General features: G+C 70.0%; 26 protein-coding genes. 14 read left to right on the top strand and 12 right to left on the bottom strand.

Annotated features, from left to right (window positions below):
• The first annotated feature begins 54 nt into the window (after positions 1 to 54).
• From FMM06_RS01205 to FMM06_RS01185, 5 genes are read left to right on the top strand one after another with little or no spacing between them, the layout of a single operon-like run.
• A complete protein-coding gene (locus tag FMM06_RS01205) occupies positions 55 to 690 on the top strand; it encodes a phosphoribosylanthranilate isomerase (protein ID WP_185965125.1) in 636 nt (211 codons plus the stop codon).
• On the top strand, positions 690 to 1901 hold the full coding sequence (gene trpB, locus FMM06_RS01200) for a tryptophan synthase subunit beta (protein ID WP_143554399.1): 1212 nt from the start codon (positions 690 to 692) through the stop codon (positions 1899 to 1901). Before FMM06_RS01205 ends, trpB begins: the two co-directional genes overlap by 1 nt.
• Positions 1898 to 2731 (top strand): tryptophan synthase subunit alpha, encoded by an 834-nt coding sequence (gene trpA, locus FMM06_RS01195; RefSeq protein WP_143554398.1) that lies wholly within the window; start codon positions 1898 to 1900, stop codon positions 2729 to 2731. Before trpB ends, trpA begins: the two co-directional genes overlap by 4 nt.
• Entirely contained in the window at positions 2728 to 3588 is an 861-nt protein-coding gene (gene accD / locus FMM06_RS01190) for an acetyl-CoA carboxylase, carboxyltransferase subunit beta (RefSeq protein ID WP_143554397.1), read from the top strand. The genes trpA and accD overlap by 4 nt, the downstream gene beginning before the upstream one ends.
• On the top strand, positions 3589 to 4911 hold the full coding sequence (locus FMM06_RS01185) for a bifunctional folylpolyglutamate synthase/dihydrofolate synthase (RefSeq protein WP_143554396.1): 1323 nt from the start codon (positions 3589 to 3591) through the stop codon (positions 4909 to 4911).
• Here the strand turns inward: FMM06_RS01185 and FMM06_RS01180 are convergent.
• Positions 4908 to 5750, bottom strand: coding sequence for a GNAT family N-acetyltransferase (locus tag FMM06_RS01180; RefSeq protein WP_143554395.1), 843 nt, complete (start codon positions 5748 to 5750; stop codon positions 4908 to 4910). The two genes, FMM06_RS01185 and FMM06_RS01180, sit on opposite strands and share 4 nt — an antisense overlap.
• Positions 5751 to 5798: 48 nt before the next feature.
• Positions 5799 to 7115 (bottom strand): AmpG family muropeptide MFS transporter, encoded by a 1317-nt coding sequence (locus tag FMM06_RS01175; protein ID WP_143554394.1) that lies wholly within the window; start codon positions 7113 to 7115, stop codon positions 5799 to 5801.
• A 90-nt stretch (positions 7116 to 7205) separates the two neighbouring features.
• Here FMM06_RS01175 and FMM06_RS01170 point away from each other — a divergent pair, with 90 nt between their 5' ends.
• Positions 7206 to 8363 carry an aromatic ring-hydroxylating oxygenase subunit alpha gene (locus FMM06_RS01170; RefSeq protein WP_143554393.1) on the top strand — a complete coding sequence of 386 codons (1158 nt, stop codon included), beginning with the start codon at positions 7206 to 7208 and terminating at the stop codon, positions 8361 to 8363.
• On the opposite strand, the gene FMM06_RS01165 is transcribed toward FMM06_RS01170, so the two are convergent.
• A complete protein-coding gene (locus FMM06_RS01165) occupies positions 8360 to 8626 on the bottom strand; it encodes a hypothetical protein (protein WP_143554392.1) in 267 nt (88 codons plus the stop codon). The two genes, FMM06_RS01170 and FMM06_RS01165, sit on opposite strands and share 4 nt — an antisense overlap.
• A 123-nt stretch (positions 8627 to 8749) precedes the next feature.
• On the opposite strand from FMM06_RS01165, the gene FMM06_RS01160 reads away from it, so the two are divergent.
• From FMM06_RS01160 to FMM06_RS01150, 3 genes are all read left to right on the top strand, one after another.
• Positions 8750 to 10006, top strand: coding sequence for a dicarboxylate/amino acid:cation symporter (locus FMM06_RS01160; RefSeq protein WP_143554391.1), 1257 nt, complete (start codon positions 8750 to 8752; stop codon positions 10004 to 10006).
• Positions 10007 to 10072: 66 nt separating this feature from the next.
• Entirely contained in the window at positions 10073 to 11545 is a 1473-nt protein-coding gene (locus tag FMM06_RS01155; protein ID WP_143554390.1) for a flavin-containing monooxygenase, read from the top strand.
• A 176-nt stretch (positions 11546 to 11721) separates the two neighbouring features.
• Positions 11722 to 12288: an opacity protein gene (locus FMM06_RS01150; protein WP_143554389.1), complete on the top strand. Its 567-nt coding sequence runs from the start codon at positions 11722 to 11724 to the stop codon at positions 12286 to 12288.
• A 66-nt stretch (positions 12289 to 12354) separates the two neighbouring features.
• On the opposite strand, the gene FMM06_RS01145 is transcribed toward FMM06_RS01150, so the two are convergent.
• The 4 genes from FMM06_RS01145 to lepB all read right to left on the bottom strand — a co-directional run bounded on the left by FMM06_RS01145 (position 12355) and on the right by lepB (position 16514).
• Complete coding sequence (locus FMM06_RS01145) at positions 12355 to 13251, bottom strand: Hsp33 family molecular chaperone HslO (RefSeq protein ID WP_143554388.1); 897 nt, start codon at positions 13249 to 13251, stop codon at positions 12355 to 12357.
• 132 nt (positions 13252 to 13383) lie between these two features.
• Positions 13384 to 14313: an ornithine carbamoyltransferase gene (gene argF, locus FMM06_RS01140; protein ID WP_235889005.1), complete on the bottom strand. Its 930-nt coding sequence runs from the start codon at positions 14311 to 14313 to the stop codon at positions 13384 to 13386.
• Between the two features lie 25 nt (positions 14314 to 14338).
• Complete coding sequence (locus tag FMM06_RS01135) at positions 14339 to 15526, bottom strand: aspartate aminotransferase family protein (protein ID WP_143554386.1); 1188 nt, start codon at positions 15524 to 15526, stop codon at positions 14339 to 14341.
• A gap of 109 nt (positions 15527 to 15635) precedes the next feature.
• Positions 15636 to 16514, bottom strand: coding sequence for a signal peptidase I (gene lepB / locus FMM06_RS01130; RefSeq protein WP_185964988.1), 879 nt, complete (start codon positions 16512 to 16514; stop codon positions 15636 to 15638).
• Between the two features lie 126 nt (positions 16515 to 16640).
• Here lepB and FMM06_RS01125 point away from each other — a divergent pair, with 126 nt between their 5' ends.
• From FMM06_RS01125 to FMM06_RS01115, 3 genes are all read left to right on the top strand, one after another.
• Positions 16641 to 17186 carry a YdeI/OmpD-associated family protein gene (locus FMM06_RS01125; protein WP_143554384.1) on the top strand — a complete coding sequence of 182 codons (546 nt, stop codon included), beginning with the start codon at positions 16641 to 16643 and terminating at the stop codon, positions 17184 to 17186.
• A gap of 98 nt (positions 17187 to 17284) precedes the next feature.
• Positions 17285 to 18022, top strand: a complete 738-nt coding sequence (locus FMM06_RS01120; RefSeq protein WP_143554383.1) for an SDR family NAD(P)-dependent oxidoreductase — start codon at positions 17285 to 17287, stop codon at positions 18020 to 18022.
• A 7-nt stretch (positions 18023 to 18029) separates the two neighbouring features.
• Positions 18030 to 18977, top strand: a complete 948-nt coding sequence (locus FMM06_RS01115; RefSeq protein WP_143554382.1) for a hydrogen peroxide-inducible genes activator — start codon at positions 18030 to 18032, stop codon at positions 18975 to 18977.
• Here FMM06_RS01115 and FMM06_RS01110 read toward each other — a convergent pair.
• The 4 genes from FMM06_RS01110 to FMM06_RS01095 all read right to left on the bottom strand — a co-directional run bounded on the left by FMM06_RS01110 (position 18922) and on the right by FMM06_RS01095 (position 23303).
• Positions 18922 to 19275, bottom strand: coding sequence for a DUF6491 family protein (locus FMM06_RS01110; protein ID WP_143554381.1), 354 nt, complete (start codon positions 19273 to 19275; stop codon positions 18922 to 18924). The genes FMM06_RS01115 and FMM06_RS01110 overlap by 56 nt on opposite strands.
• A gap of 2 nt (positions 19276 to 19277) precedes the next feature.
• Entirely contained in the window at positions 19278 to 19850 is a 573-nt protein-coding gene (locus FMM06_RS01105) for a hypothetical protein (protein ID WP_143554380.1), read from the bottom strand.
• Positions 19851 to 20017: 167 nt separating this feature from the next.
• Positions 20018 to 21787, bottom strand: coding sequence for a class I adenylate-forming enzyme family protein (locus FMM06_RS01100; protein ID WP_143554379.1), 1770 nt, complete (start codon positions 21785 to 21787; stop codon positions 20018 to 20020).
• Positions 21788 to 21959: 172 nt separating this feature from the next.
• Positions 21960 to 23303 (bottom strand): MFS transporter, encoded by a 1344-nt coding sequence (locus FMM06_RS01095; protein ID WP_235889004.1) that lies wholly within the window; start codon positions 23301 to 23303, stop codon positions 21960 to 21962.
• Between the two features lie 32 nt (positions 23304 to 23335).
• Here FMM06_RS01095 and FMM06_RS01090 point away from each other — a divergent pair, with 32 nt between their 5' ends.
• Positions 23336 to 23950 carry a glutathione S-transferase family protein gene (locus FMM06_RS01090; RefSeq protein ID WP_143554378.1) on the top strand — a complete coding sequence of 205 codons (615 nt, stop codon included), beginning with the start codon at positions 23336 to 23338 and terminating at the stop codon, positions 23948 to 23950.
• 317 nt (positions 23951 to 24267) lie between these two features.
• A complete protein-coding gene (locus FMM06_RS01085; protein WP_143554377.1) occupies positions 24268 to 25779 on the top strand; it encodes a gluzincin family metallopeptidase in 1512 nt (503 codons plus the stop codon).
• Here the strand turns inward: FMM06_RS01085 and FMM06_RS16640 are convergent.
• On the bottom strand, positions 25776 to 25949 hold the full coding sequence (locus tag FMM06_RS16640; RefSeq protein ID WP_185964987.1) for a hypothetical protein: 174 nt from the start codon (positions 25947 to 25949) through the stop codon (positions 25776 to 25778). The genes FMM06_RS01085 and FMM06_RS16640 overlap by 4 nt on opposite strands.
• Positions 25950 to 25969 lie beyond the last annotated feature (20 nt).

Raw genomic sequence — 25969 nt, 5'->3', positions numbered from 1 at the left:
GATCATGACCTTGGGTCCCCGCCTTCGCGGGGATGACGGAATTTGATCGTGCCTGTGACTACCCAGGTGAAAATTTGCGGCCTGTCGACGCCCGACACGCTCGACGCGGCGATCGCGCACGGCGCGAGCCATGTCGGCTTCGTGTTCTTCGCGCGCAGCCCGCGCAACCTGACGCCCGAGCGCGCGGCGGGCCTCGCCTCGCGCGTGCCGGGCCGCGTCGCCCGGGTCGGGGTGTTCGTCGACCCCGACGACGCCCTCCTCGACGCTGCGATCGCCGCCATCGACATCGTCCAGCTGCACGGGTCGGAGACCCCCGTCCGCCTCACCGAAATCCGCGCGCGCTGGGGCAAGCCTGTGTGGCGCGCCGCGGGCGTCGCGTCTGCCGCCGACATCCGCGCCGCGAGCCTCACCGCGCATGGTGCCGCGCTGTTGCTCCTAGACGCCAAAGCGCCTAGTTCCGCCCCCCTGCCGGGCGGCAACGGCCTGCGCTTCGACTGGCGCGTGCTCGGCGGTGCGCGGCCGGGGATGGCGTGGGGCCTGTCGGGGGGGCTCGACGCGGACAATGTCGGCGAGGCGATCCGCATTGCGGGCCCCGGCCTCGTCGATGTCTCGTCGGGCGTCGAGGATGCACCGGGCGTCAAGTCGGTGGCGAAGATCAGGGCATTTCTGGAAACGGTCAGGACGATCTAGTGGCGAGTGCAGCATCCCTCCGGGCCGGACCCGACGCGCGCGGCCATTTCGGCGCGTACGGCGGCCGCTATGTCGCCGAGACGCTGATGCCGCTGATCCTCGACCTCGAGACCGCATACCGCGCCGCACAGGCCGACCCGGCGTTCGCGGCCGAGTTCGACTGGCTGATGACACACTACGTCGGCCGCCCGAGCCCGATGTATTTCGCGGAAGCGCTCACGAAACATCTCGGCGGCGCGAAGATCTACTTCAAGCGCGACGAGCTGAATCACACCGGCGCGCACAAGATCAACAACTGCATCGGCCAGATCCTGCTGGCGAAGCGCATGGGCAAGACGCGGATCATCGCCGAGACCGGCGCCGGCCAGCACGGCGTCGCGACCGCCACCGTCGCGGCGCGCTTCGGCCTGCCGTGCACGATCTACATGGGCGCGCGCGACGTCGAGCGGCAGTCGCCCAACGTCTTCCGCATGAAGCTGCTGGGGGCCGAGGTGCGGCCCGTCGAGAGCGGATCGAAGACGCTCAAGGACGCGATGAACGAGGCGCTGCGTGACTGGGTCACCAACGTCCACGACACCTTCTACATCATCGGGACTGCAGCCGGCCCACACCCCTATCCGGAGCTGGTCCGCGACTTCCAGTCGGTGATCGGCCGCGAGGCCAAGGCGCAGATCATGGAGGCCGAGGGCCGCCTGCCCGACGTGCTGTGCGCAGCAATCGGCGGCGGGTCGAACGCCATCGGCCTGTTCCACCCCTTCCTCGACGACGAGAGCGTGCGGATGGTCGGGGTCGAAGCGGCGGGCCACGGGCTGCACACCGCCGAGCATGCCGCGTCATTGGTCGGGGGCGTCGACGGCGTCCTCCACGGCAACAAGACGCGCCTGCTGCAGGATGCCGACGGGCAGATCGCCGAGGCGCATTCGATTTCGGCGGGCCTCGACTATCCGGGCATCGGCCCCGAGCATGCGTGGCTCCACTCGATCGGCCGCGTCGAATACCAGTCGGCGACCGACGACGAAGCCTTGCGGGCGTTCCAGCTGCTGTGCCGCACCGAGGGGATCATCCCCGCGCTCGAACCCGCGCACGCGATCGCCGCGGTGACGCGCTTCGCACCGCAGATGCGCGCGGACGAGATCATCGTCGCCAACCTGTGCGGGCGGGGGGACAAGGACATCTTCACGGTGGCGGCTGCGCTGGGGGTGGCGTTGTGAGCGCCGACCGCCTTTCCCGCACCTTCGCACGCTGCGCCGCGCAGCACCGCGCCGCGCTCGTCACCTTCGTGACCGCGGGCGATCCCGATCTGACGACCTCGCCGCTGGTCCTCGACGCGCTCGTCCGCGGCGGGGCCGACATCGTCGAGATCGGCATGCCGTTTACCGATCCGATGGCCGACGGCCCGGCGATCCAGGCGGGCAATATCCGGGCGCTCGGCGGCGGCGTGACGCTGGTGCGCCTGCTCGCGATGGTCGCCGACTTCCGGACGCGCGATGCCGACACGCCGCTGGTCCTGATGGGCTATTTCAACCCGATCCTCGCGTACGGTCCGGACAAGTTCGCCCGCGATGCACACGCCGCGGGCCTCGACGGCTGCATCGTCGTCGACCTGCCCCCCGAGGAAGATGCCGAGCTCGCTACCGCGCTGACCGGCCACGGGCTGCACCTGATCCGCCTCGCGACGCCGACCACCGATGTCCGCCGCCTGCCCGCGATTGTGTCGGGCGCATCGGGCTTTCTCTACTACGTCGCCGTCGCCGGCATCACGGGAGCAGGCAGCGCGACCGCAGATGACATCGGCGTCGCGGTCGCGCGCATCAAGGCGTCGACCGACATGCCCGTCGCGGTCGGCTTCGGCATCCGCACCCCCGCTGCCGCTGCCGCCGTGGCGCGCGTCGCCGATGCGGTCGTCGTCGGCTCGGCGATCGTTGAGCTGATCGGTGCGGCGCACACCGCGCGTGCCAACGACCTGCCCGGACAGGTCGAGACCTTCGTCGCGTCGCTCGCCACCGCGGTGCGCGCCGCCAGATTGGATGACGCAGCATGAGCTGGCTGACCACGACACGCTCGCGCCTGACGGGCTTCATGAAGCGGCGCGAGACACCCGACAATCTGTGGCACAAGTGCCGCAACTGCGGCGCGATGCTCTACACCAAGGAGTTCGAGGAGAACCTCCAGGTCTGCCCGCGCTGCGACCATCACGAGCGCATCGGGCCCAGCGACCGCTTCGCGCAGATCTTCGATCACGGCGCGCACGTCGGCATCACCGTGCCGCCGACGACCGAGGACCCGCTGCGCTTCCGCGACCAGAAGCGCTACACCGACCGGCTGAAATCGGCGCGCACCGGCACCGGCGAGACCGAGGCGATGACGCTGGCGCGCGGCAGCATCGGCGGCGTCGAGACCGTCGTCGCGGTGCAGAATTTCGCGTTCATGGGCGGGTCGATGGGCCAGGGCGTCGGCGAGGCCTTCCTGACCGGCGCGCGCGCCGCGATCCACGCGCACGCGCCCTTCGTGGTGTTCACCGCGGCCGGCGGCGCGCGCATGCAGGAGGGCATATTGAGCCTGATGCAGATGCCGCGCACCACGGTCGCCATCGCCGAATTGCGCGAGGCTGGGCTGCCCTACATCGTCGTGATGACCGACCCGACGACGGGCGGCGTCACCGCCAGTTATGCCATGCTGGGCGATATCCAGATCGCCGAACCGCGCGCGCTGATCGGCTTCGCGGGCCAGCGCGTCATCGAGCAGACGATCCGCGAGAAGCTGCCCGAAGGCTTCCAGCGCGCCGAATATCTGCTCGAACACGGCATGCTCGACATGGTCGTGGCGCGGAAGGACCTGCGCGAAACCCTCGGCCGCCTGCTCGGCCTGTTGATGCGGCCGCACGCCGCCGCTGCGTAGATGGAAGCCGCGCACAGCGACAATCCGGTGCTCGACGCGCTGCTCGCTGCGGCGTTCGCGCTCCATGAGAATACGATGGACTTGGGGCTGGCGCGGCTCGAGCGGCTGCTAACGCGGCTCGGCAACCCGCACCAGAAGCTGCCGCCGGTATTCCATATCGCCGGGACCAACGGCAAGGGATCGACCGCGGCCTTCCTGCGCGCCGGGCTCGAGGCGTCGGGGCGGCGCGTGCACGCCTATACATCGCCGCACCTCGTACGCTTCAACGAGCGCATCCGGCTGGCGGGCAACATTGTCGACGACGACACGCTGATCGGCCTGTTGTCCGAAGTGCTCGCGGTCAACGGCGGCGGACGCATCACCTTCTTCGAACTGACTACCGCGGTTGCGATGCTGGCCTTCGCGCGTACCCCGGCGGACGCCTGCGTAATCGAGGTCGGACTCGGCGGGCGGCTCGACGCGACCAACGTCGTCATGCCGGTGATGACGGGCATTGCGCAGCTCGGTCTCGATCACCAGCAATGGCTGGGGCCGACGATCCTCGATATCGCGGGCGAGAAGGCGGGCATCGCCAAGCGCCGCGTGCCGCTCGTGGTGTCCAAATACCCGCGCACCATCGCCGCCAAGGTCGCCGAGGTCGCGGGCGTCGCGGGCGCCAAGCTGATCGAGCGCGGCCCCGACTGGGACGCCGCGGTGTATGAAGGCGCGCTGCACTACCGCGATTTGGGCGGCAAGCTCAGTCTGCCGCTGCCGCGGCTGGCGGGGGCGCACCAGCTCGACAATGCCGCGCTCGCGGTCGCGATGCTGCGCCACCAGCACGAGGTGCCGGTCGCCGACTCGGCGTTGCGCGCCGCGATGGGCTGGGCCGACTGGCCGGCGCGGCTACAGCGTCTCGACGCCGGGCCGCTGGTCGGCCTGCTGCCGCCGGGCAGCGAGGTCTGGCTCGACGGCGCGCACAACCCCGCCGCCGCACGCGCCGTGGCCGATGCCTTCCGCGCGCACAACCTCGCCGAACGGCCCTTCTACCTCGTCCTCGGCATGTTGGCCGCGAAGGACGCGGCGGGGTTCCTGAAGCCCTTCGCGGGGCGGGTCACGGCGGTTTACCCGGTCCCCGTCCCCGGCCACGCCCACCACGCGCCCGCCGATCTCGTCCGCATCGCCAAGGAAACCGGCCTGCCCGGTGCCGCGGCCCCCGATGTCGCGGGTGCCCTGACCGCGATCGCCAACGGCGCCGACCGCGCGCGGCCGCCCGTCGTGCTCGTCGCGGGCTCGCTCTACATCGCGGGCGGCGTCCTCAAGGCCAACAGCCAGGACGCGGGCTAGTTGGCGTCGCCCGCGACGTCGAAGCGGCCCGCATAGCGCTTGGTGATCCGCTCGACGGGCATCACGACGAACACGTCGGTGGTGTTGAACTGCGGGTCGACGAAGGCGCCGTCGCCGATCAGCGCGCCGACGCGCAGATAGCCCTTGATCAGCGGCGGCAGCGCCTTCGACGCGGCGCGCGCGTCGAAGCGCTCGGGCGGCAGCACCCCCATCGGCACATAATGCTCGGGCAGCGCCCGCGCGCGCAGCTCGGGCGGCGCGAGGTGATGGTGGTAGAGATAGCTGAGCTCGGCGGCATGCGCGCCGGCGTTCGCGCCGTGCAGCGACGCGCAGCCGAACAGGAAGCCGATCGAGTGGGTCTGCAGATAGCTCGCGATGCCGCGCCACAGCAGCGAGATCGTCGCGTTGTTGCGGTAGTCGGGCGCGACGCAGCTGCGGCCCAATTCGAGCAGCTGGCCGCTGGTCTTCGACGTCTCGATCAGCGGCGACAGATCATACTCGCCCGCCGAGTAAAAGCCGCGGTTCAGTTGCGCGACGACCTGGCGCAGCAGCCGGTAGGTGCCGACGACATGCGGCCGCCCGTCCTCGCCGTGATCGATGACCAGCAGATGGTCGCAGACCGCGTCGTAATCGTCGATGTCGCGCTTCGACGCCAGCATGTGCGTGGCGGGTGCGGCGCCCATCTCGTCGTAGAAAATCTGGTAGCGCAGCGCCTGCGCCGCCTCGATCTCCTCGCTCGATGTCGCGAGGCGCACGTCGAGCGTGCCGGCGCGGTGGATGTACGGTGTCACTGCGAGCCAGTCGGCGGCAACCGCCGTGCTGCGCTTGTGCTTGCCCATGTCACGCTCCCGGCCCCGCCAATTGTGACAGCGCCTAGACGAGAATTGTTACACTGTCGCTTGGTCCTCGTCGCGCGGCGTATCGGCGAGGCCGTTCCGCAGCATGTAGATGTAGATCAGGATGCCGGGCAGCGCCGCGACCGTGGTGAGCAGGTAGAAGTTGACGTAGCCCAGCCCCTCGATCAGCGCGCCCGCGGTCGTGCCGCTGATCGTCCGCCCGACGATCGACGAGGCGGCGGACAGCAGCGCGAACTGCGTCGCGGTAAAGCGCAGGTTACACAGCGCCGACAGATAGGCGACGATCGCCACCCCGCCGATGCCGCTGGTGAAATTCTCGAAGCCGATCGCCGCCGCCATCCCCGCGTTCGAATGGCCGAGCGCCGCGAGTCCTGCGAAGCTGAGGTTCGACACCGCCATCAGCACCAGGCTGGTCAGCACCGCGGCCTTCATGCCGAGCCGCGTGAACACGATGCCCCCGACGAACACGCCGACCAGATAGGCGACGAGGCCAAGCTGAACATCGTAGAACGCCACCTCGGGCTTGGTGAAGCCGAGATCGTTGAACAACAGGCGGAACGTCAAGTTGGCGAGCGTGTCGCCGATCTTGTGAAACAGGATGAACACCAGCACGAGCCACGCCCCGTCGCGGCGCAGAAAGTCCGCCAGCGGCGCGAACACCGCGTCCTGCACCGCCGCGAAGCCGCGCTTGACCGGCCCCTCGACGACGTGCCGCACGGGCTCGCCGATCAGCAGCCCCGCGACGATCGCCGGCAGCGCGAAGAAGGCGGCGGCGACATAGGCCGCGCTCCACCCCTGCGCCTCGGCGACGAGCAGCGCGGTCGCGCCCGCCGCGCTCGACCCGATGCGCCAGCCGTACTGCGACATGCCCGACCCGACGCCGAGCTGTTCGGGCGTCAGGATCTCGATGCGGAAGGCGTCGATGATGATGTCGTACGTCGCCCCGCAGAACGCCACTAGCAGCGTCGCGACGATCACCGGCCCCAGCCCCGCGCGCGGATCGGCGAGCCCCAGCCAGCACACCGCCGCGAAGGTCGCCATGCCGACCACCACCAGCCATGCCCGCCGCTGCCCGATCGCGTTCGCCAGCCCCGGCAGCCGCACCCGGTCGATGATCGGCGCCCAGAGGAACTTGAAGTTGTACAGCAGGAAGGCAAGCGCGAACGCCGTCACCGCCTTCTTGTCGATCCCCGCCTCCGCCAGCCGCGTCGACAAGGTCGAGGCGATCATCGCGAACGGAAACCCCGACGAAATGCCGAGCGCCAGCGCGGCGAGCGGCGCAGGCTCGGTATAGGGGCGCAGGCCGGCGGGGAGGATAGCGCGCCAGCCGGTCGATGTGATGGTCATGCCTTGTTGTAGCCCGCCCGCTGCGGCTGTCACGCACGTGATGGTTCACGCTTACGTCAATCCGTGCCAGACTGCGCACGGGAGATCAGAATGAACGCCGTCACCCCCTTCCGCACCCCGACGCCGGGGCAGCGTGCGCTGGCCGAGGCGATACCCGGGCTGGCGCTGGCGATCGCGCCTGCCGCCGTCACCTCGGCCGTGCCTGCATCGGCCTATACCGACCCCGTACGCTATGCCCGCGAGCGCGACCGGCTGTTCGGGGCCATGCCCGTCTGCCTCGCGCCATCGGCGCTGCTGCCGCGGCCGGGGATGAGCGTCACGCATGACGGGTTCGGCGTGCCCGTGCTGCTGACCCGCGATGCGCGGGGGGTTGCTCACGCCTTCCTCAATGTCTGCCGCCACCGCGGCACACGGCTGGTCGAGGGGAGCGCGCCTTCGGATGCACCGCGGCTCGTCTGCCCCTATCACGCCTGGACCTACAAGCTCGACGGCAGCCTCGCCGGGCTGCCGCGCCCGGAGACCTTCCCGTGCCTCGACAGACACGAGCGCGGCCTCGTCGCGCTGCCGATGCGCGAGGCGGGCGGGCTGATCTGGGTCGGGCTCGACCCCGCGCGGAGCTACGATTTCGACCTCGTCGCCGGGCCGCTCGCCGCCGATTTCGACGCGCTGGGGTTCGCCGACCAATATCTCTACGCGCGCCAGACGCACGCGGTCGCTTCCAACTGGAAGCTGATCATGGACGCCTTCCTCGAATCCTATCACGTCACCCGGCTGCACGCCGACACGATCGGCAAGTTCTTCCAGGACGGCGTGACGACGGGCGACGCGATCGGCCCGCACGCGCGCTCGGCGGTCGGGCGGGCTGCCGCGCTGGAGGGGGTCGACTGGAACGACTGGGGTGCCCTACGCCGCAGCGTGACCTTCGCGTACCAGCTGTTGCCGGCCACGGTGATCGTCGCCTCGCCCGATTACATCAACATCATGACGCTGATGCCGCAGGAGGTCGACCGCACGCTGGTCGAGGATTTCATGCTGATCCCCGAGCCGCCCCGCGACGCCAAGGCCGAGGATCACTGGGCGCGCAGCTGGAAACTGCTCGACCAGGGTGTGTTCGCCGGCGAGGATTTCCGCGCCGCCGCCCTCGGCCAGCAGGGGCTCAGCTCAGGCGCGGTCGATCACGTCCTGCTCGGCGGCCTCGAACAGGGGGTCAAGCGCTTCCACGACACCGTCGAGGACCTGCTCGCCTAGAAGGCGCTGGCGATCGACCAGCCGCCGGCGATGATCGCCGCCCACAGCAGCGCGCCGAGCCCGACGCCCAGCACCACCCCCGGCCCGGTATCGATCTGCCGGTCGGCATCGCGCAGCACATCCTCGAGCGGCGGCAGCTTGGCGCGCTCCTCGGCGCGCAGCAGCGGGATCAGGTGCGGGCTGACCTCGGCCAGTCGCCCCGGCCGCCGCCGGTCGACCATCGTCATCCCGTCATGCTCGTCGTCGCGTTCTGCCAGGGCCATGCCGCTCTCCTCCCCCAAGGCTACGGCCGACGGCTGCGGAGTTTGCGCAGGCCGAATGCTTAACGGCGCGGCGCGCGTAAATCCGCTTGCCCGTCCGCGCGCGCGCCGCCACGGTGCGCCGCGATGACCAGCAACCTGACGCGCTATATCCTCATCGCCCTCGTCCTCGGCGTGCTGACCGGCTGGGCGATCAACACCCAGGTCGACGCGGCGCAGGCCAAGGCGGCGGCGGGCTATCTGGGCATCGTCACCGATGTCTTCCTGCGCCTGATCAAGATGATCATCGCGCCGCTCGTGCTCGCGACGCTCGTCACCGGCATCGCGCACATGGGCCAGGGGGCCAGCATCGGGCGGATGTTCGGGCGCACGCTGGCGTGGTTCATCGTCGCCAGCTTGGTGTCGCTCAGCCTCGGCATCCTGATGGTCAACCTGCTCGAGCCCGGCGTCGGGGTGAACCTGCCGCTGCCGCCGTCGAACGCCGAGACGGGCCTGGCAAAGGGCGGCTTCGACCTCAAGACCTTCATCAGCCACATCGTGCCCAAGTCGATCTTCGAGGCGATGAGCACCAACGAGGTGCTGCAGATCGTCGTCTTCTCGATGTTCGCCGGCATCGGGCTGACCGCGATCGGCGACGCTGGAAAACCAATCGTCCGCGGCCTCGACGCGCTGGTCCACCTGATGTTGAAGATCACCGGCTATGTCATGAACGTCGCGCCGTTCGCGGTGTTCGCCGCGGTCGCCGCGTCGATCGCGGTCGAGGGGCTGGAGATCATCGGCACCTTCGCGCGCTTCATGGGCGGCTTCTATCTCGCACTGGCGATGCTGTGGCTGCTGCTGATCGCGGCGGGCAGCACGGTGCTGGGCTTCGCGCCGGTGGTGCGGCTGCTCAAGGCGATCCGCGAGCCGTTCCTGCTGACCTTCGCCACCGCCTCGTCGGAGGCGAGCTATCCCAAGCTGCTGCTGGCGCTGGAGCGCTACGGCATCTCGCAGCGCATCTCGTCGTTCGTGCTGCCGCTCGGCTATTCGTTCAATCTCGACGGGTCGATGATGTACTGCGCCTTCGCCAGCGTGTTCATCGCCCAGGCCTACGGCATCGACCTGACGCTGTATCAGGAGATCGGCATGCTGCTGCTCCTGATGATCACCTCGAAGGGTATCGCCGGCGTGCCGCGCGCCAGCCTGGTGGTGATCACCGCGACGCTGCCCTTCTTCGACATTCCGGAGGAGGGTGTGCTGCTGATCCTCGCGATCGACCACTTCCTCGACATGGGGCGCAGCGCGACCAACGTGATCGGGAATGCGATCGCGACGGCGGTGGTGAGCAAGTGGGAGGGCGACCGGGTGGCGGACGGCGAACAGGCAGCCGACGCTCGCGCCTAGCTTGGTGGGGATGACGCGTCGCGCGATCCGCGCTAGCGTGGTTGCCGTTAGTGTAAGGCACCGCCAATGACCGAGCATTTCGACGTCCTGATCGTCGGCGCAGGCCTGTCGGGCATCGGCGCGGCGTACCACCTGCAGCAGAAATGCCCGGGCAAGTCGTACGTCATTCTCGAAGGCCGCGCGAGCATCGGCGGGACGTGGGACCTGTTCCGCTACCCGGGCATCCGCTCCGACAGCGACATGTACACGCTCGGCTATAATTTCCGCCCGTGGCGCGAGGCGAAGGCGATCGCCGACGGCCCGTCGATCCTCGGCTACGTCCGCGACACCGCGCGCGAGGCCGATATCGAACGGCACATCCGCTTCAACACCCACGTCAAGTCCGCCGCCTGGTCGACCGCGGACGCGGCGTGGACCGTCGTTGCCGAAGTCGACGGCGTCGCCCGCGAGTTCACCGCGAACTTCGTCATGCTGTGCAGCGGCTATTACAACTACGCCGCCGGCTACACGCCCGAATGGCCGGGCATGAGCGACTTCGCCGGCAAGCTCGTCCACCCGCAGTTCTGGCCCGAAGACCTCGACTACACGGGCAAGCGCGTCGTGGTGATCGGCAGCGGCGCGACGGCGGTAACGCTGGTGCCCGAGATGGCGAAGACCGCGGCGCGCGTGACGATGCTCCAGCGCTCGCCCACCTATGTCGTATCGCGCCCCGCCGCCGACGCCGCCGCCGACTGGCTGCGGCGCAACCTGCCCGCAAAGCTCGCTTACAAGCTCGTGCGCTTCAAGAACGTCACGCTGGGCGGCTGGTTCTTCAACATGGCGCGCAAGAAGCCCGACAAGGTCAAGGCGAAGCTGATCGAGATGGTGCGCGGCCACCTCGGCCCCGACTACGACGTCGCGACGCACTTCACCCCACGCTACAACCCCTGGGACCAGCGCCTGTGCCTGGTGCCCGACGCCGACCTGTTCGCAGCGATCAAGGCCGGCCGCGCCGACGTGGTGACCGACACGATCGAGACCTTCACCGCAGGCGGCCTGCGCCTCGCGTCGGGCGCCGAGCTGCCCGCCGACGTCATCGTCACCGCGACCGGCCTCGATATGCAGCTGGCGGGCGGCATGAGCTTCACCGTCGACGGGGTGCCGACGCCGCTCAACGAGGCGCTGAGCTACAAGGGCATGATGTTCTCCGACGTGCCCAACCTCGTGTCGGTGTTCGGCTATACCAATGCGTCGTGGACGCTGAAGGCCGACCTGACGAGCGAGTACGCCTGCCGCCTGCTCAATGCGATGGATGCCAAGGGCATGCGCCAGTGCACGCCGGTGCGCGGCGGCGCGGCGGTCGACCCCGCCCCCTTTCTCGACTTCTCGAGCAGCTACGTCGCCCGCGGCGTCGCCCGCTTCCCGCGGCAGGGCGTCGAGAAACCCTGGCGCGTCGATCAGAGCTACATGAAGGACGTCATGACCATCCGCTACGGCAAGGTCGACGACGGGCGGATGGCGTTCACCAACCCGAAGGTGCGGGAGCGGGTCGCGGCGTGACACCTTGGCGGGTTCGTTACGCCCTTAATCTGTTAACCGAAGTTGTGTCCCATAAGTCACTGATCTGAAAATCGTCGCCCCGCGCGGACCCTTACCGCCGCCCATGCTTTCAGGCGTACACCCGGCAGCGCCTTCCCCCCGGCACCGGGTGCAGACCAACCAGATTGGAAGCTCAGATGATCAGATTCGTCATTGCCGCCGCGCTTGGCGCGGCCGCCCTCACTTTGCCTGCGCTGGCGCAGGATACCGGCACCGCGACTGCCCCCGACGGCACGCGCGCCTTCGGGATCGAGCCCTACTTCGGCGTCGGCGGCGCCTATCAGGACTTCGACAACAAGCGCAACGGCGGCGAATTCAACCAGCAGGGCAGCGCGCGCGCTCCCGCGGTCGATGCCTTCGTCGGCGTCGACATTCCGCTCGGGCCGCTGGTTGTCGGCGTCGAGGGCCAGGGCTCGCGCGGCTTCCAGGACATCAAGTGGGAATATGGCGCGATGGGCCGCATCGGCTTCCGCGCCGGTGAAAGCGGCCTGATCTTCGCGCGTGCCGGCTATCGCTGGATCGAAGGCAAGCGTGGCTTCGGCGACGACAAGAACGAGATCTACGGCGTCGGCGTCGAAGTCGGCCCGAAGACCATTGGTCTCGGTGGCCTGACCGGCAATTCGGGCGTCCGTCTGCGCCTCGCCGCCGACACCTACGACCTGAAGAGCATCCGCCCGTCGGCGGCGCTGGTCTTCCACTTCTAGGCCTACCGCGCGCGCCCGTCCGTCATTCCGGCCTTCGCCGGAATGACGGCGAGCCGGAATGACGGGTCAGACGTCGATGACCCACGTCCGCGCGCAAAACTCGCAGTCGACGCGTATCTTGCCGTCGTCCCCGCGCATCTCCGCTCGCTCGGCTTCCGGAAACTTGCCCAGCACCGTCGCGATATGCGCGGGCGAACAGCGGCAGCCGCGCGCCGGGACCAGCCCCTCGACGACGCGCACTTCCTCCTCGTGGAACAGCCGCCAGAGCAAGGTCTCGGCGCTCAGTTCCGGATCGGTCAGTTCGGCCGGCGACACGGTCGACGCGAGCGCCACGACATGCTCCCAGTCGGGGTGCGCGCGGCCCTCGTCGATCGCCACCGCGAGGCGCTCGCCGCCGATTTCGCTGCGCGCGAGGTGCTGGATCAGGATCCCGCCGGCGATCCATCCGGTCGCGGCGTCGCCCGAGACCGCGACGCGAACCAAAGTCGGCAGCTGCTCGGACCCCTCGAAATAGCCGGTGATCGCGTCGCTGAGCGAGGCGCCCTCGAGCGGCACGATGCCCTGGTAACGCTCGCTCGTCGCACTCGCGTCTAGGGTGATCGCCAAGTGGCCGGTGCCGAACAGGCCCGGCAGGTCGTGCGCGTCGCCCAGCATTTCGGGATCATGGCGAACGTACCCGCGCACCTGCCCGTTCGCGTAGTCGCAGACCAGCAGGTCGACCGCGCCGCCGCTCGACTGCGCCTGCAAGGTCAGCGACCCCGCACCGTCCTGCATAGTGCCGCCGAGCAGCGCGGTCAGCGTCAGCGCCTCCGCGAGCAGGTTTGCGATGGGTTGCGGATAGGCGTGCGCCGACAGCACGGCGTTGAGCGCCGCGTCGAGGCGCACGACACGGCCGCGAACGTTGCGCGCGGCAACCGAGAAGCCGAGCGAGCGGTCGGCGGCGGGGGCGAGGGTTTCGAGCATCTCTTCACTTTCGTCATCCCCGCGCAGGCGGGGACCCATAATCACCGAGCGTGGGTGAAGGGCGCGACCTGGCAGCGCGGATCGTGATTATGGGTCCCCGCCTTCGCGGGGATGACGACTAAAGTAGGAACGTCAGCCCAGTTTCCCAAGGCACCACAGCAGGATCGCCTTCTGCACGTGCAGCCGGTTCTCCGCCTCGTCCCACACCGCCGACGCCGGGCCGTCGATGACTGCGGCGTCGACCTCCTCGCCGCGGTGGGCGGGCAGGCAGTGGAGAAACAAGGCGCCCTCGCCCGCCGCTGCCATCAGCGCGGGGGTCACCGCGAAGGGCTTCATCGCGCCCAGCTTGTCCTTCGCCGACGCCTGGCCCATCGACACCCAGGTGTCGGTCACGACGACCTGCGCGCCCTCGACCGCCAGCGCCGCCTTGCGCACCACGTCGACCGAGCCGCCGCGCGCGCACGCCGTCGCGACGACCGCCTGGTCGGGGTCATAGCCGTGCGGCACGCCGAGCCGCAGGTCGAAGCCCATGACGCTTGCCGCCTCGATCAGCGAGTGCGCCATGTTGTTGCCGTCGCCGAGCCACGCCCAGCACGTGCCCTCGACCGGGCGGCCCAGCCGCTCCTCGACGGTCATCAGGTCGGCCATCGCCTGCGCCGGGTGGCCGAGGTCGGTCAGGCCGTTGATCACCGGCACGCCGGCGTGCGCGGCGAACGCCTCGACGATGTCGTGGCCCGCGGTGCGGATCATCACCGCATCGACCATGCGGCCAAGCACGCGCGCGGTGTCGGCGACGCTCTCGCCGCGCCCCAGCTGCATGTCCGACGACGACGCGACGATGCTGGTGCCGCCGAGCTGGCGCACCCCGACGTCGAAGCTGAAGCGCGTCCGCGTCGACGGCTTTTCGAAGATCATCGCGAGGATATGCCCGTCGAGCGGCGCGTCGGCGTCGCGCTGGCCCTTGGTCCAGCCGAGGCGCGCGGCCTTGCGGCGGTGCGCCTCGTCGAGAATCGTCCGCAGCGCCGCCTTGCCCGGCGTCGCGAGGTCGAGGAAATGCCTCACGCTGGCGCTTTCAGGATGGGCGGCATCATGCCGCCTGCGGCACGGCATAGGCCCGCGCGGCGTCGGACAGCTTCTCGACGCACTCGCGGATGTGCCGCTCCTCGATGATTAGCGGCGGCAGCAGGCGCACGACGTTGTCGCCCGCCGCGACGGTCAGGATGCCGTGGTCGCGCGCATGGCCGACGAAGGCCCGGCTATCGGACTTCATCTTGAGGCCGAGCATCAGCCCGACACCGCGGACATAGTCGAACAGATGGTCGTGGTTGGGGATCATCTGCTCGAGGCTCTGCCGCAGCCGGTCGCCCATCGCGGTCACGTGGGCGAGGAAATCGGGGGTGTCGATGACGTCGAGGCTGGCGTCGATCGCCGCCATCGCGAGCGGGTTGCCGCCATAGGTCGACCCGTGCGTGCCGACGACCATGCCGCTGGCGGCATTCTCGGTGGCGAGGCACGCGCCGACCGGGAAGCCGCCGCCGATGCCCTTGGCCAGCGTCATGATGTCGGGCGTCACGCCGTAGTGCTCATAGGCGAAGAGCTTGCCGGTACGCCCGACGCCGCACTGCACCTCGTCGAAGATCAGCAGGATGCCGTGGGCATCGCACAGGTCGCGCAGGCCCTGCAGGAAGGCATGGCCGCCGGGGCGGATGCCGCCCTCGCCCTGGATCGGCTCGACCAGGATGCCGCCGATGCTGTCGTCCATCGCCGCGGTCGCTGCCTCGAGGTCGCCGAACGGCAGCACCGTCGCCCAGTCGGGCAGCGGGTCGAAGCCGTCGCGCAGCTTCGCCTGGTCGGTCACCGCGATCGTCGTCATCGTGCGGCCGTGGAAGGCGTTGCTGAAGGTGAGCAGGCGATACTTCTCGGGGCGCCCAGCGGCGGTGTGGTGACGGCGGCAGGTCTTGATGGCGCATTCCAGCGCCTCGGCACCCGAGTTGGTGAAGAACACCGTGTCGGCGAAGCTGCGATCGACAAGCCGCTGCGCGACCCGCGCCTGGTCGGGCGCGCCGTACAGGTTGGAGATGTGCATCAGCGTCGCCGCCTGCTTCTGGATCGCGCCGATCAGGTGCGGGTGGCTGTGCCCCAGCGCGTTGACCGCGATGCCGCTGGCGAAATCCAGCCACTCGCGCCCCTGCGCGTCATAGAGGTAGCAGCCCTCGCCGCGGACGGGCGCGACATCGCAACGGCCATAGACGGGCATCATCGCGGGGATCGTCATCGTGCATGCGCCTTTCGCCAACGCAAACGGGCGGCACCGAGGGCCGCCCGCGAAGGACGCTGTTTAGCGGGTGCAACGGAGCGGCTCAACCCCTGCGTCGAGACGCCCGTCAGCGGTTGATCCGGCCGCCGCGGACTATGCCGCCGTCGCGCCAGTAGAGAAACATCGGCCGGCCCACGATGCGCGCGTCGGGGATCATGCCGAGGCCGCCCTGATCGACGGGATGGCGGCTGTCCAAGCTGTTGTCGCGGTAATCGCCGATCACGTAGAAATAGCCGGGCGGGACGGTCACCTCCGGCATATCGTCGAACATCATCGGCCCGACGTCGAGAACCGCGTAAGGGGCTGCAGCACCCGGCAGGCTCTCCTCGAACACCGTGGCGACCATGGGCCGGTCCATTTCCACCGTTTGCCGGCCGGTCTGGCGCTGTGCGGCCCGCCGACCGTTGATCACCGGCACGCCGCCACGGATCGCGATCCGGTCGCCGCCGATGGCGATGACGCGCTTGATCCACTGTCCCTGCGGCGCATCGAAGACGACGATCTCGCCCCGGCGTGGCGGCGACCGGTCGCGCATGTCGACGAGGAAGTTATCGTCGACGAGGATGTTCGGCACCATGCTGGCCGACGGGGCGTAGAAGGTCTTGTAGATGCGGTGCATCGCGTCGACCGTCAGCATGACGAGCGCGCCGCTGACGAGATAGCACGCAAGCAGGCCGTACCAGCGGTTCCACCAGCGCAGCGGCGCGACGACCGCGCTGCGCCGCCAGGTCTGAAACGAGACGACTATCAGGCTGGCGATGGACGCGACGATGGCCACCCCGCCGAAGGCCAGAAACGCATCGACGTCGGGCGGCGGCAGCAGCGTTGCCGCGAGGATCAGCGCGGCGACCGCGAGCGACGGCGCAAGCAGCCAGGCGATGCCGCGCGTCAGGTCGCCGGCCCGCAGCAGGCCGAGCCCCAGCGCAGGCAGGTTCAACGCGGTCACGCCGATACGCGCGCCTGTCGATCGTCGTGCTCCGGTCATCGCCACCCCCGACGCCCGGATGGCGCACCGCGCAAGCGCGAGCAAGGGCCGTCGACCGCCGCGACCGGCGTGCGCTAGAACCGTGCCATGACCGCCGACCGCGAACGCGTCGAGATCGACAGCCTGGCGGCGTGGCGCGACTGGCTGGCGGTGCATCACGGGCAGGCGGACAGCATCTGGCTGGTCAGCTGGAAGAAGGGCGATTCGCGGCACGTGCCCTATGGCGACCGGCGCGACGAGGCGCTGTGCTGGGGGTGGATCGACAGCCTGCCGGCGAAGCTCGACGACGCGCGGACGATGGTGCTGATGAGCCCGCGGCGGCGCGGCAGCCGCTGGTCGGCGATCAACAAGGCGCGCGTCGCGGTGCTGGAGGCAGAGGGGCGGATGGCGCCGCCGGGGCGCGCGGCGGTCGCGGCGGCGCAGGCCGACGGCAGCTGGACGGCGCTCGACGGTCTCGACACGGTGCCCGCCGACCTTGCCGCGGCGCTGGCCGGTGCGAAGGCGGAGGCCGGGTGGCAGGCACTCGCCCCTTCGCTCCGGCGCGGGCTGCTCGAAGGGCTGATCGACGCGAAACGCCCCGAGACGCGGGCCAGGCGGATCGCGGCGATCGTCGCCCGCGCAAAGAGTGGATAGTTTCGCAGCCGCACCGGATATCAAATCTACGCGCTCGACCCGCTGTCCATGCGTCGACGCGCACCCATCTCCCGCGCACCACAGCAGGAGAGCAGAGCATGACCACCGACCTTCACGGCAAGACCGCCCTCGTCACCGGCAGCGCGCGTGGGCTGGGACACGCCATCGCGACGCTGCTCGCGGCACGCGGCGCGCACGTACTGGCGCACCAGCGGACGCCCGGCGACAGCGCGCTGGTTGCCGAGATTATCGCGAACGGCGGCGCGGCGACCGCGGTGGCAGGCGACCTCGCGACGCCCGAGGGGGTGGCTGCGCTGGCCGAGGCGACGCTGGGCGCGCTGGGCGGCAAGCCGCTCGACATCCTCGTCCACAACGCCGGCATCGCCGAGTATGAGACCGTCGACGCCGCCGGCTTCGACCGGCTGTTCGCGGTCAATGTCCGCGCGCCCTATCTGCTGACCGAGGCGCTGACCCCGCACCTCGCCGACAATGGCCGCATCGTCATCCTGTCGTCGGCGGTCGCGCGCGTCGTGTTCGGCAATCTCGCGCCCTACGCGATGACCAAGGGCGCGGTGAACGTCTATGTCCGCTATCTCGCGGCGCAGCTCGGCGGGCGCGGCATCACCGTCAACGCCGTCGCACCCGGCGCGATCGACACCGACATGTCGGCGTGGCTGCGCAGCCCCGAGGGCGAGGCGCAGGCCAAGGCGATGCAGGCGCTGCAGCGCGTCGGCCAGCCGGTCGACATCGCCGAGGTCGTCGCCTTCCTCGCCTCGCCCGCGGCGTCGTGGGTGACCGCGCAGATCGTCGACGCGTCGGGGGGATCGAAGCTATAGGAGCGCGATGACCCCACTGCCCTCGCTGCGCCAGCTGCGCTATCTCGCGGCGCTCCACGACCTCGGCCATTTCGGGCAGGCGGCGGCGGCGTGCTTCGTCTCGCAGTCGACGCTGTCGGCGGGCATCGCCGAGCTCGAGCGCGTGCTCGGCGTGACGCTCGTCGAGCGCAACCGGCGGACCGTGCGCTTCACCGCGATCGGCACCGAGATCGCGCGCCGCGGCGGTCAGCTGGTGCGAGACGGCGAGGCCCTCGTAGAGGCGGCGCGTGCCGCCGGGCGGCCGCTGGTCGGCGAGGTGCGGCTGGCGGTGATCCCGACCGTCGCGCCGTTCGTGCTGCCGCGGCTGGTGCCGCGCCTCCACGCCGACTGGCCCGAGCTGGTGGTGCGGCTGCGCGAGGCGCAGACCCCGGTGGCGCTCGGCGCGCTGCACCACGGCGACGTCGACTGCGTGCTGCTCGCGCTGCCCTTCGACTGCGGCGAGGTCGAGGAAGCGGCGATCGTCACCGAGCCGCTGCTGCTCGGCGTGCCCGCGGCCGAAGCAGGCGACTTCACCGCGCCGGTCGCGGCCGACGCGATCGACCCGGCGCGGCTGCTGCTGCTGGAGGACGGGCATTGCCTGCGCGATCATGCGCTGGCGGCGTGCAACCTGAGCCGCGCCCCCGCGGGTGGCGCGATGACGGGCACCTCGCTCCACACCATCGTCCAGATGGTCGGCGCGGGGCTCGGCACGACGCTGCTGCCGCAGATGGCGATCGACGCGGGGATCGCAGCGGGCGCCGATATCGCGGTGCGCGCGCTGGCGGGCGGGGTCGCCTATCGCCGGATCGCGCTGGTGTGGCGCAAGGGCAGCGCGCGCGCCGCCGATTTCGGGCTGCTCGCGGGGACGATCCGCAGCGTCGTCAGCGGCGCTTCGGGATCGGCGGCGGCTCGCCGGGCAGCGCGGTCAGCGACTTGAGGGGGCAGCGCTGGCCCCCGGCGATGATCGCGCTGAACGCATCGAAGCTGCCGTTGAGGTTGGTCTGAAAACCCAGCGACTGGGCGTAGGGCAGGTCGTTGCACACGCCGAACAGGTCGGCGCGGTACCAGCGCTTGCGGGTGCCCTGCAGGTAGACCGTGCGGTCGTCGGCGACGCGCCAGTCGAGAATGCCGGCGGGCGTATTGGCGAAGGGGATGCTCGCACCGCGGTCGCGCGGCGGGTCCTTGGCCAGCGCAGGCGCAGCGAACAATGCGAGGGCAAGCAGCGCGGTCCGCATCGTCACTCCTTGGCCGGCACCACCTTTGCCCAGCGCGCCTCGACGGCGGCCTTCAGGCCTTGGGCAGGCATGCGGCGAACCAGCGTGATGCCTTCGAGTTCCACCGCGCGCCCGCGCAGCACGCGGTCGCGGAAGGCATAGCCGACGTCGTAGATCGCGGCATCGCTGCGCACCGTGCCGCCGTCTTCGAAGGTCGTGACGATGCCGACCGGCAGGCGCGGCGGCTTCACCGTGTCGTCGTCGACCGCCTTGCGCAGCCCTTCCATGACCCACGCCGCCTCGACGCGCGCGTTGCCCGTCGTCTCGACGCTGTCGGCGCGGATCGTGGCGGGGAAGATCAGCGTCTGCGTCTGGACCGTCGCCTCGCCGCGTGCGGGCCGCAGCGTCAGGTCGCCGTCGGTGGCGGTCGCAGCGAGCAGCAGCGGCTTGGCCGGCGCAGGCGCCTCGGCGACGGCGCGCTCGCGGTGCGAGTCCCAGTATCCCGCGGCAGCCAAGGCAAGCCCGCCGATGCCGATGACTTCGGCCAAGGTCAGCCAGCGCAGGCGGCGGCGTTTCTGGGAAGGGGTCTCGCTCACCCCGCGGGCTTTAGCGGCGGATCAGCTGAACGGCCAGATGTTGAAGACCGCCATCAGGATGATGATCGGCAACGGCACGCCGACCGCCCACAGAATACAGCCCTTGCCCATGCGTCACTCTCCAATGCTTCTGGAGGTGCAACGAGACGCCGGCGCGCGCGGTTCCGCTACGCAGCCTTGAACAGGTCGCGCAGCTCGGTCTTGACGATCTTGCCGTTGGCGTTGCGCGGCAGCGGGCCGTCCCAGAAGCGCACCTCGACGGGCACCTTGAACGCCGCGAGGCGCGACGCGACGAAGGCGCGCAGCTCGTCGGCGGTGGCGGTCGCGCCGGGGCTCAGCGTCACCACCGCGGCGGGCTCCTCGCCCAGCGACTTGTGCGGCCGCGCGACGATCGCTGCGTCCATCACCGCGTCATGCTCGTACAGCGCGTTCTCGACCTCGACGCAGTAGATGTTCTCGCCGCCGCGGATCAGCATGTCCTTGGCGCGGTCGAGGATGAAGCAGAACCCCTCCTCGTCGAGGCGTGCCAGGTCGCCGGTATGGACCCAGCCGTCGGTGAAGGTTTCGGCCGACGCTTCGGGCTTGTTCCAGTAACCCTTCACGACATTGGGCCCTTTGCCCCAGAGTTCGCCGATCTCGCCGGGTGGCAGCGCGTTGCCGCTCGCGTCGACGACCTTCAGGTCGCACACCGGCACGGGCGGACCGCAGCTGTCGGGGCGATGCTCGTAGTCCTCGCCCATGTGGTGGGTGAAGGTCGCGCTGGTCTCGGTCATGCCCCAGCCGTTGCCGGGCTGCGACTTCGGGAAGTTCGCCTTGATCTGGCGCACCAGCTCGGGCGCCGAGGGGGCGCCGCCGTAGGACACGCTCTCGAGGCTCGACAGGTCGTAGTTCGCGCGCGCCGAATGCTCGATGATCTGCCACGCGATCGTCGGCACGCCGCCGCAGCCGGTGACGCGCTCGCGCTCGATCAGCGCCATGGCGCGTTCGGCATCCCACTTCTTCATCATCACCAGCTTGGCGCCCGCGAACAGCGAGGGCGACATGACCGCGTGGCAGCCGGTGGCGTGGAAGAACGGCACGCTGAGCAGGGTCGCCTTCTGCGGTGCGGCGGGGTCGGGCACGGAGGGCATCTCGCCGCGCCGCAGATAGGTGCGCGCCGCCGAGATCGCGCTCGCCATGATGTTCGAGACGATGTTGCGGTGCGTGCCGAGCGCGCCCTTGGGCTTGCCGGTGGTGCCGCTGGTGTAGAAGATCGTCGCGTCGTCCTCGGGAACCAGATCGACCGGCGGCAGTTCGCCGGCGGGAAGGTCGGCCCAGCTCATCGGCGCACCGATGATGCCCTCCAGCCGCACGATCAGCGGGTTGGCGAACGGCTCCGAATATTCGTCGACGGCGCGCGCGACATAGACGTGTTCGATGGCGGTGGCGGGCAGGTGCTCGGTCAACCGCGCCAGCCGCTCGGCATCGACGATCAGCAGCTTGGCACCCGAATCGACGAGGCCATACTCCAGCTCGCCGCCCGTCCACCACGCATTGAGCGGCGTGACGATCGCCCCGCACAGCGCAGCCGCGAAGAAGGCGACCGGCCATTCGGGCAGGTTGCGCATCACCACCGCGACGCGGTCGCCCTTGACGATCCCGTCCGCCCGCAGCCGCGCCGCGAGCGCCAGCGTCGCGCGCCCGAACGCCTCGAAGGTCACGCGCTCATCGTCGTGGACCAGGAAGACCTTGTCGTCGTGGGCGCGACCTGCGGCGAAGACATGCGCCAGCGTCGGCGGCGCGTTCTTCCACGTCCGTGTCGGGACGCCGCGGATGTCGAGCGTCTCCATCTCGAACGGCGCCCCTGGCGCGGTCAGCGCGGCATGCGCCTGTACGATCGACATGGCGGGCCAGGCATTGCTCAAGTCTCTACTCCCCACGGCTTTTCTTTCGACCATAGGGGCGGAATTTTGAGCCGTGAAGGTGCGCAGCATCCTTCCGTCTTCTTCGCGCCTTCGCGCCTTCGCGCCTTCGCGTGAGAATTCTTCGGTCCCGCTCGTGGGTCGGACCGGGACATAGGGTTTCACGCGAAGGCGCGAAGGCGCGAAGAAGGAAAACGAAGGAGGCGCGCTAGTAGCTGTCGTCCGCCTCTGCGTGGACGCGCTCGCGGCGCAGGGTCTTGTTGCCCAGCGTGTAGATCAGCAGCAGCCCCAGTGCGACGGTCGCCAGCCAATAGGGCAGGCTCGGCTCGATCTCGTACAGGCCGATGCCGACCAGCGGCGCGAAAATGAAGCACGCGCCGTTGACCGAGGTGACCGCCCCCGCGACGCCGCCCTGCTCGACGCGCCCGACCGCGAGGCTCGCGCCCGCGGTGAACCCCGGCCGCGCGAGGCCGTAGCCGAGGCTCGCCAGCGCGTAGGCGATGACCAGCGGCGCGAAGTCGTGCGCCAGCGCGATGCCCAGCGTGCCGATGCCCGCCAGCACCGTGCCCCACACCAGCAGGCGCGGCGGGGTCAGGCGGAGGCGCGGGATCAGCCCCCATTGCGCGAGCAGCGTCGCCGCCGCACCCGCCATGAACACGATGCTGATCTGCCCCTGCGCCGACAGCGCGTCGCCGCCGGTCCGGTCGATGATCAGGAAGCCCAGCGCCTGGCCCGTCGCCGCCTGCACGCTGCCGCTGGCGAAGCCGTAAACCATGTAGGGCGCGATGCGCGCGTCGCGCAGCGACAGGCGCTCGGGGCGGCCGGCGTCGGCGGCCTGGCTGCTGGCGCCCGTCGAGGCGCCGCCGACGCTGGGCTCGCTGGCGGGCGCACCGCGGCCGGCGCCGGGGGCGTGGGTCGGATCATCGTCTGGCAGGCCGACCCCGACCGCGAGCATCACCACGACCGCTATCCCTGCGAAGACGAACATCGGCCCGCTGAGGCCAAGCCCGAGCACGACGAGCGACGCCGCCGCGGGCCCGATGATCGTGCCCAGCCCGAACGCCGACGACAGGATCGACAGCGCATTGGTGCGGTCGGCCTCGGTGGTGTGCGCGGCGACATAGGCCTGCGCCGCCGGGTTCGACGCCGAGCCGAAGATGCCGAAGATCAGCCGCAGCGACGCGAACACCGCAAAGGTCGCGAGCGGCACCAGCCAGCCGTTGAGCCCGCCCAGGATCGCCAGCCCGCACCCCAGCATCGACACGCCGAAGCCCGCGACGCCGATCAAAGTTAGCCGCTTGCGCCCGCGCACGTCCGACTGGCGCGCCCAGTACGGTGCGCTGAAGGTCCACAGCAGCGCCGAGCCCGAGAAGATCACCGCGACCAGCAGGTCGGGGATCTGGATGACGCGCGCGATCGCCGGAAACACCGACTGCAGCGCGGTATTGCCCGCCGCGACGACGAGCAGGGCCGCGAACAGCAGCGCGAAATGGCGGCGAGGAAGCACGGGCGTCACGGCGCACGGCTTGGCGGGCGGCGGCGGCTTTGCCAAGGTGCAAGTTAAACCATGGGGAAGGCAGACCAATGAAATTCTACGATTCGATCGGGCCCAACCCGCACGTCGTGCGCATCGTCGCGGCCGAAAAGGGCATCGGCCTCGACACGGTCGAGGTCGACCTGATGGCGGGCGAGAACCGCCAACCCGCCTATGCCGCGAAGAACGCCAGCGGCACGACCCCGGCGCTCGAGCTCGAGTGCGGCACGACGGTCTGCGAGATCACGGTGATCGCCGAGTATCTCGAGGAACTGCACCCGTCGCCGCCGCTGATCGGCACGACGCCTGAGGAGCGCGCCGAGACGCGCATGTGGGTCCGCCGCATCGACCTGGGCATCGTCGAGCCGATGACCAACGGCTTCCGCGCCACCGAGGGCCGCCGCCTGTTCGAGAAGCGCATGCTGCTCGCCAGCGTCGAGGCGGGCGCCGAGCTTAAGACAATCGCGCGCGACAAATTGCTGTGGCTCGATGGGCAGATGGCGGGCCGCACTCACGTCTGCGGCGACCGCTTCACCCTCGCCGACATCCTGTTGTTCGCCTTCCTGAAGTTCGGCGCGACGGTCGGCCAGCCGATGCCCGAGGAAGCGACCTGGCTGCCGGAGTGGTTCGCGCGCGTCGGAGCCCGGCCGTCGGCGGCTGCCTGACTGCACGCAGAAACCGCTGTCCTACAGCTCAGGAATGTGCCATATCGGTTAAATGATCGCCTAATCTCTTCTCCTTCGCGCCTTCGCACCTTCGCGTAAAATCCTATGTCCCGGCCCGGACCAGGAGCGGGACCGCAGAATTTTCACGCGAAGGCGCGAAGAAAAGGGAAGGCAGAGGGGACGGTGGTGCACGCACAAACCCTTCGCCACCGTCAAATTCGCTTACTTGTTCATCTTCGCGGCCCAGCGCAGCCGCCGGTTATTGGCGACCTTGGAGACGCATGTTACGCTCCCGGTTCGTAGACGGGAGCATCGGCATGACGATCGCGTACCAGGCCAACGACCCCGCGACGCCGGGCGCGCCGCTCGACATCACCCCGCTTCCCGACCCAAAGCCGCCGCGCGTCGGCTTCAAGGTGACCAAGCTGCCGCCCGAGAAAGTCTATCCGCTGGGCACCGTCGAGCATGTCGCCTGGGCCGCGCGCGAGGCGGCGCTGCGCGCGGTCAAGGCGTTCGAGGAATGCGCCGGGCCGCTGCCGGGCTGGCAGGGCAAGCCGGCGCTCAAGACGCTCAACCTGATCCCCGACGCGGGCGACCAGCTCAACGCCTATTACGACCGCGCCAGCCTGTCGTTCTTCCACAAGGACGTGAACGGCAAGCCGCTGCTGTCGGGCGCGTCGGCCGACATCGTCGCGCACGAGGCGGGCCACGCCATCCTCGATGCGCTGCGCCCCGACCTGTGGAACGTCGCGACGATGGAGGCGTCGGCGTTCCACGAAGGCTTCGGCGACTGTATCGCGGTGCTGACCGCGCTCGCCGACAAGGGGCTGCGCGAGGCGGTGATCAAGGCCGACCCCAAGCTGGCCAAGGCCAACCATGTCGAGGCGTTCGGCGAGGCGCTGTCGGTGGGGATCGCGGCGATCTACGGCGCGTCGCACAACGCCGCGAAGCCGCGCCACGCGCTCAACGACTTCCGCTGGGCCTTCCCCGCGACACTCCCCGACGACGGCAAGCCCGGCGTGCTGATCAACGAGATGCACTCGCTCGGCCAGCTGCTCAGCGGCTGCTATTACCGCATCCTGCTCGGCGTCTTCGCGCGCACCGCAGGCGGCGAGGCGGGGCTGTGGCAGGCGACCAAGGTCGCGACCTGGCTGCTGGCGCAGGCGACGATCAAGGCGCCGGTCAAGCCGCGCTTCTTCCAGTCGGTCGGCCGCACCATGCTGATCGTCGACCAGGCGGCGTACAAGGGCGCCAACTCGCCCGCCATCCGCGCGGCGTACCGTCATCACAACATCGACATCGGCTCGTCGACCTTCCTCGCGCCGTCGGTCGCGCTGGGGCCGGTAGCGAGCGGCTTCGCGGCCGCCGGCACCAAGCCCGTCGGGGCGGCAGGCGCCAAGACCGTCGGCGCGATGCTCGACGCGGGCGAAGGCGCCAAGGTCGGCTATCGCCGCGTCGAGTTCGGCGCACGCGCGGTCGCGGTCGCCAGCGTGCCCCGCGCCGTCGACCTGGCAGGCCTCGACCCGCGCCTCGCGGGCGCCGTCGCGGTGTCGCCGCAGGAGGCCTTCGTCGGCGAGGATTCGAACGGCAACGCCGCGATGCTGGGCGCGGTCGATGCCGGTGCTGCGATCAGCGCCGAGGTCAGGGACTTCGTGGCCACATTGCTACGCCGCGACGACATCGCGTTCGACAAGCCCAAGCGCGGCGGTGCGGGTGCGGTCGCCGGCCCCGACGTGAAGACCCACGCGGTCAAGGCGGCGCGGGGCAAGGCGGCGCAGCTGGAGCGGATCTCCTTCGCGTGCGGGTGCCGGGGGCGGCACCCCGCCTAGAACGCCGACTTCCGCTTCTCGCTCAGCACCCCGTCGACGCACACGTGCGTCACCCCCTCGGGCAGCGGGGCATCCTCGTCGTCGGTATCGAGCACCCGGCCGTGGCGGCGCAGCGCCTCGACGAACCCGGGTTCGGGCTCGGGTGCCGGGGGCAGGGGGCGCTTGGCCATGGCCTGAAAATAGGGGCGCA

The organism is Glacieibacterium frigidum, assembly GCF_007097155.1.
Classification (GTDB): Bacteria; Pseudomonadota; Alphaproteobacteria; order Sphingomonadales; family Sphingomonadaceae; genus Glacieibacterium; species Glacieibacterium frigidum.
The sequence above is the reverse complement of the archived record's forward strand: the minus strand, read 5'-3'. Positions and strand labels throughout refer to the sequence as shown.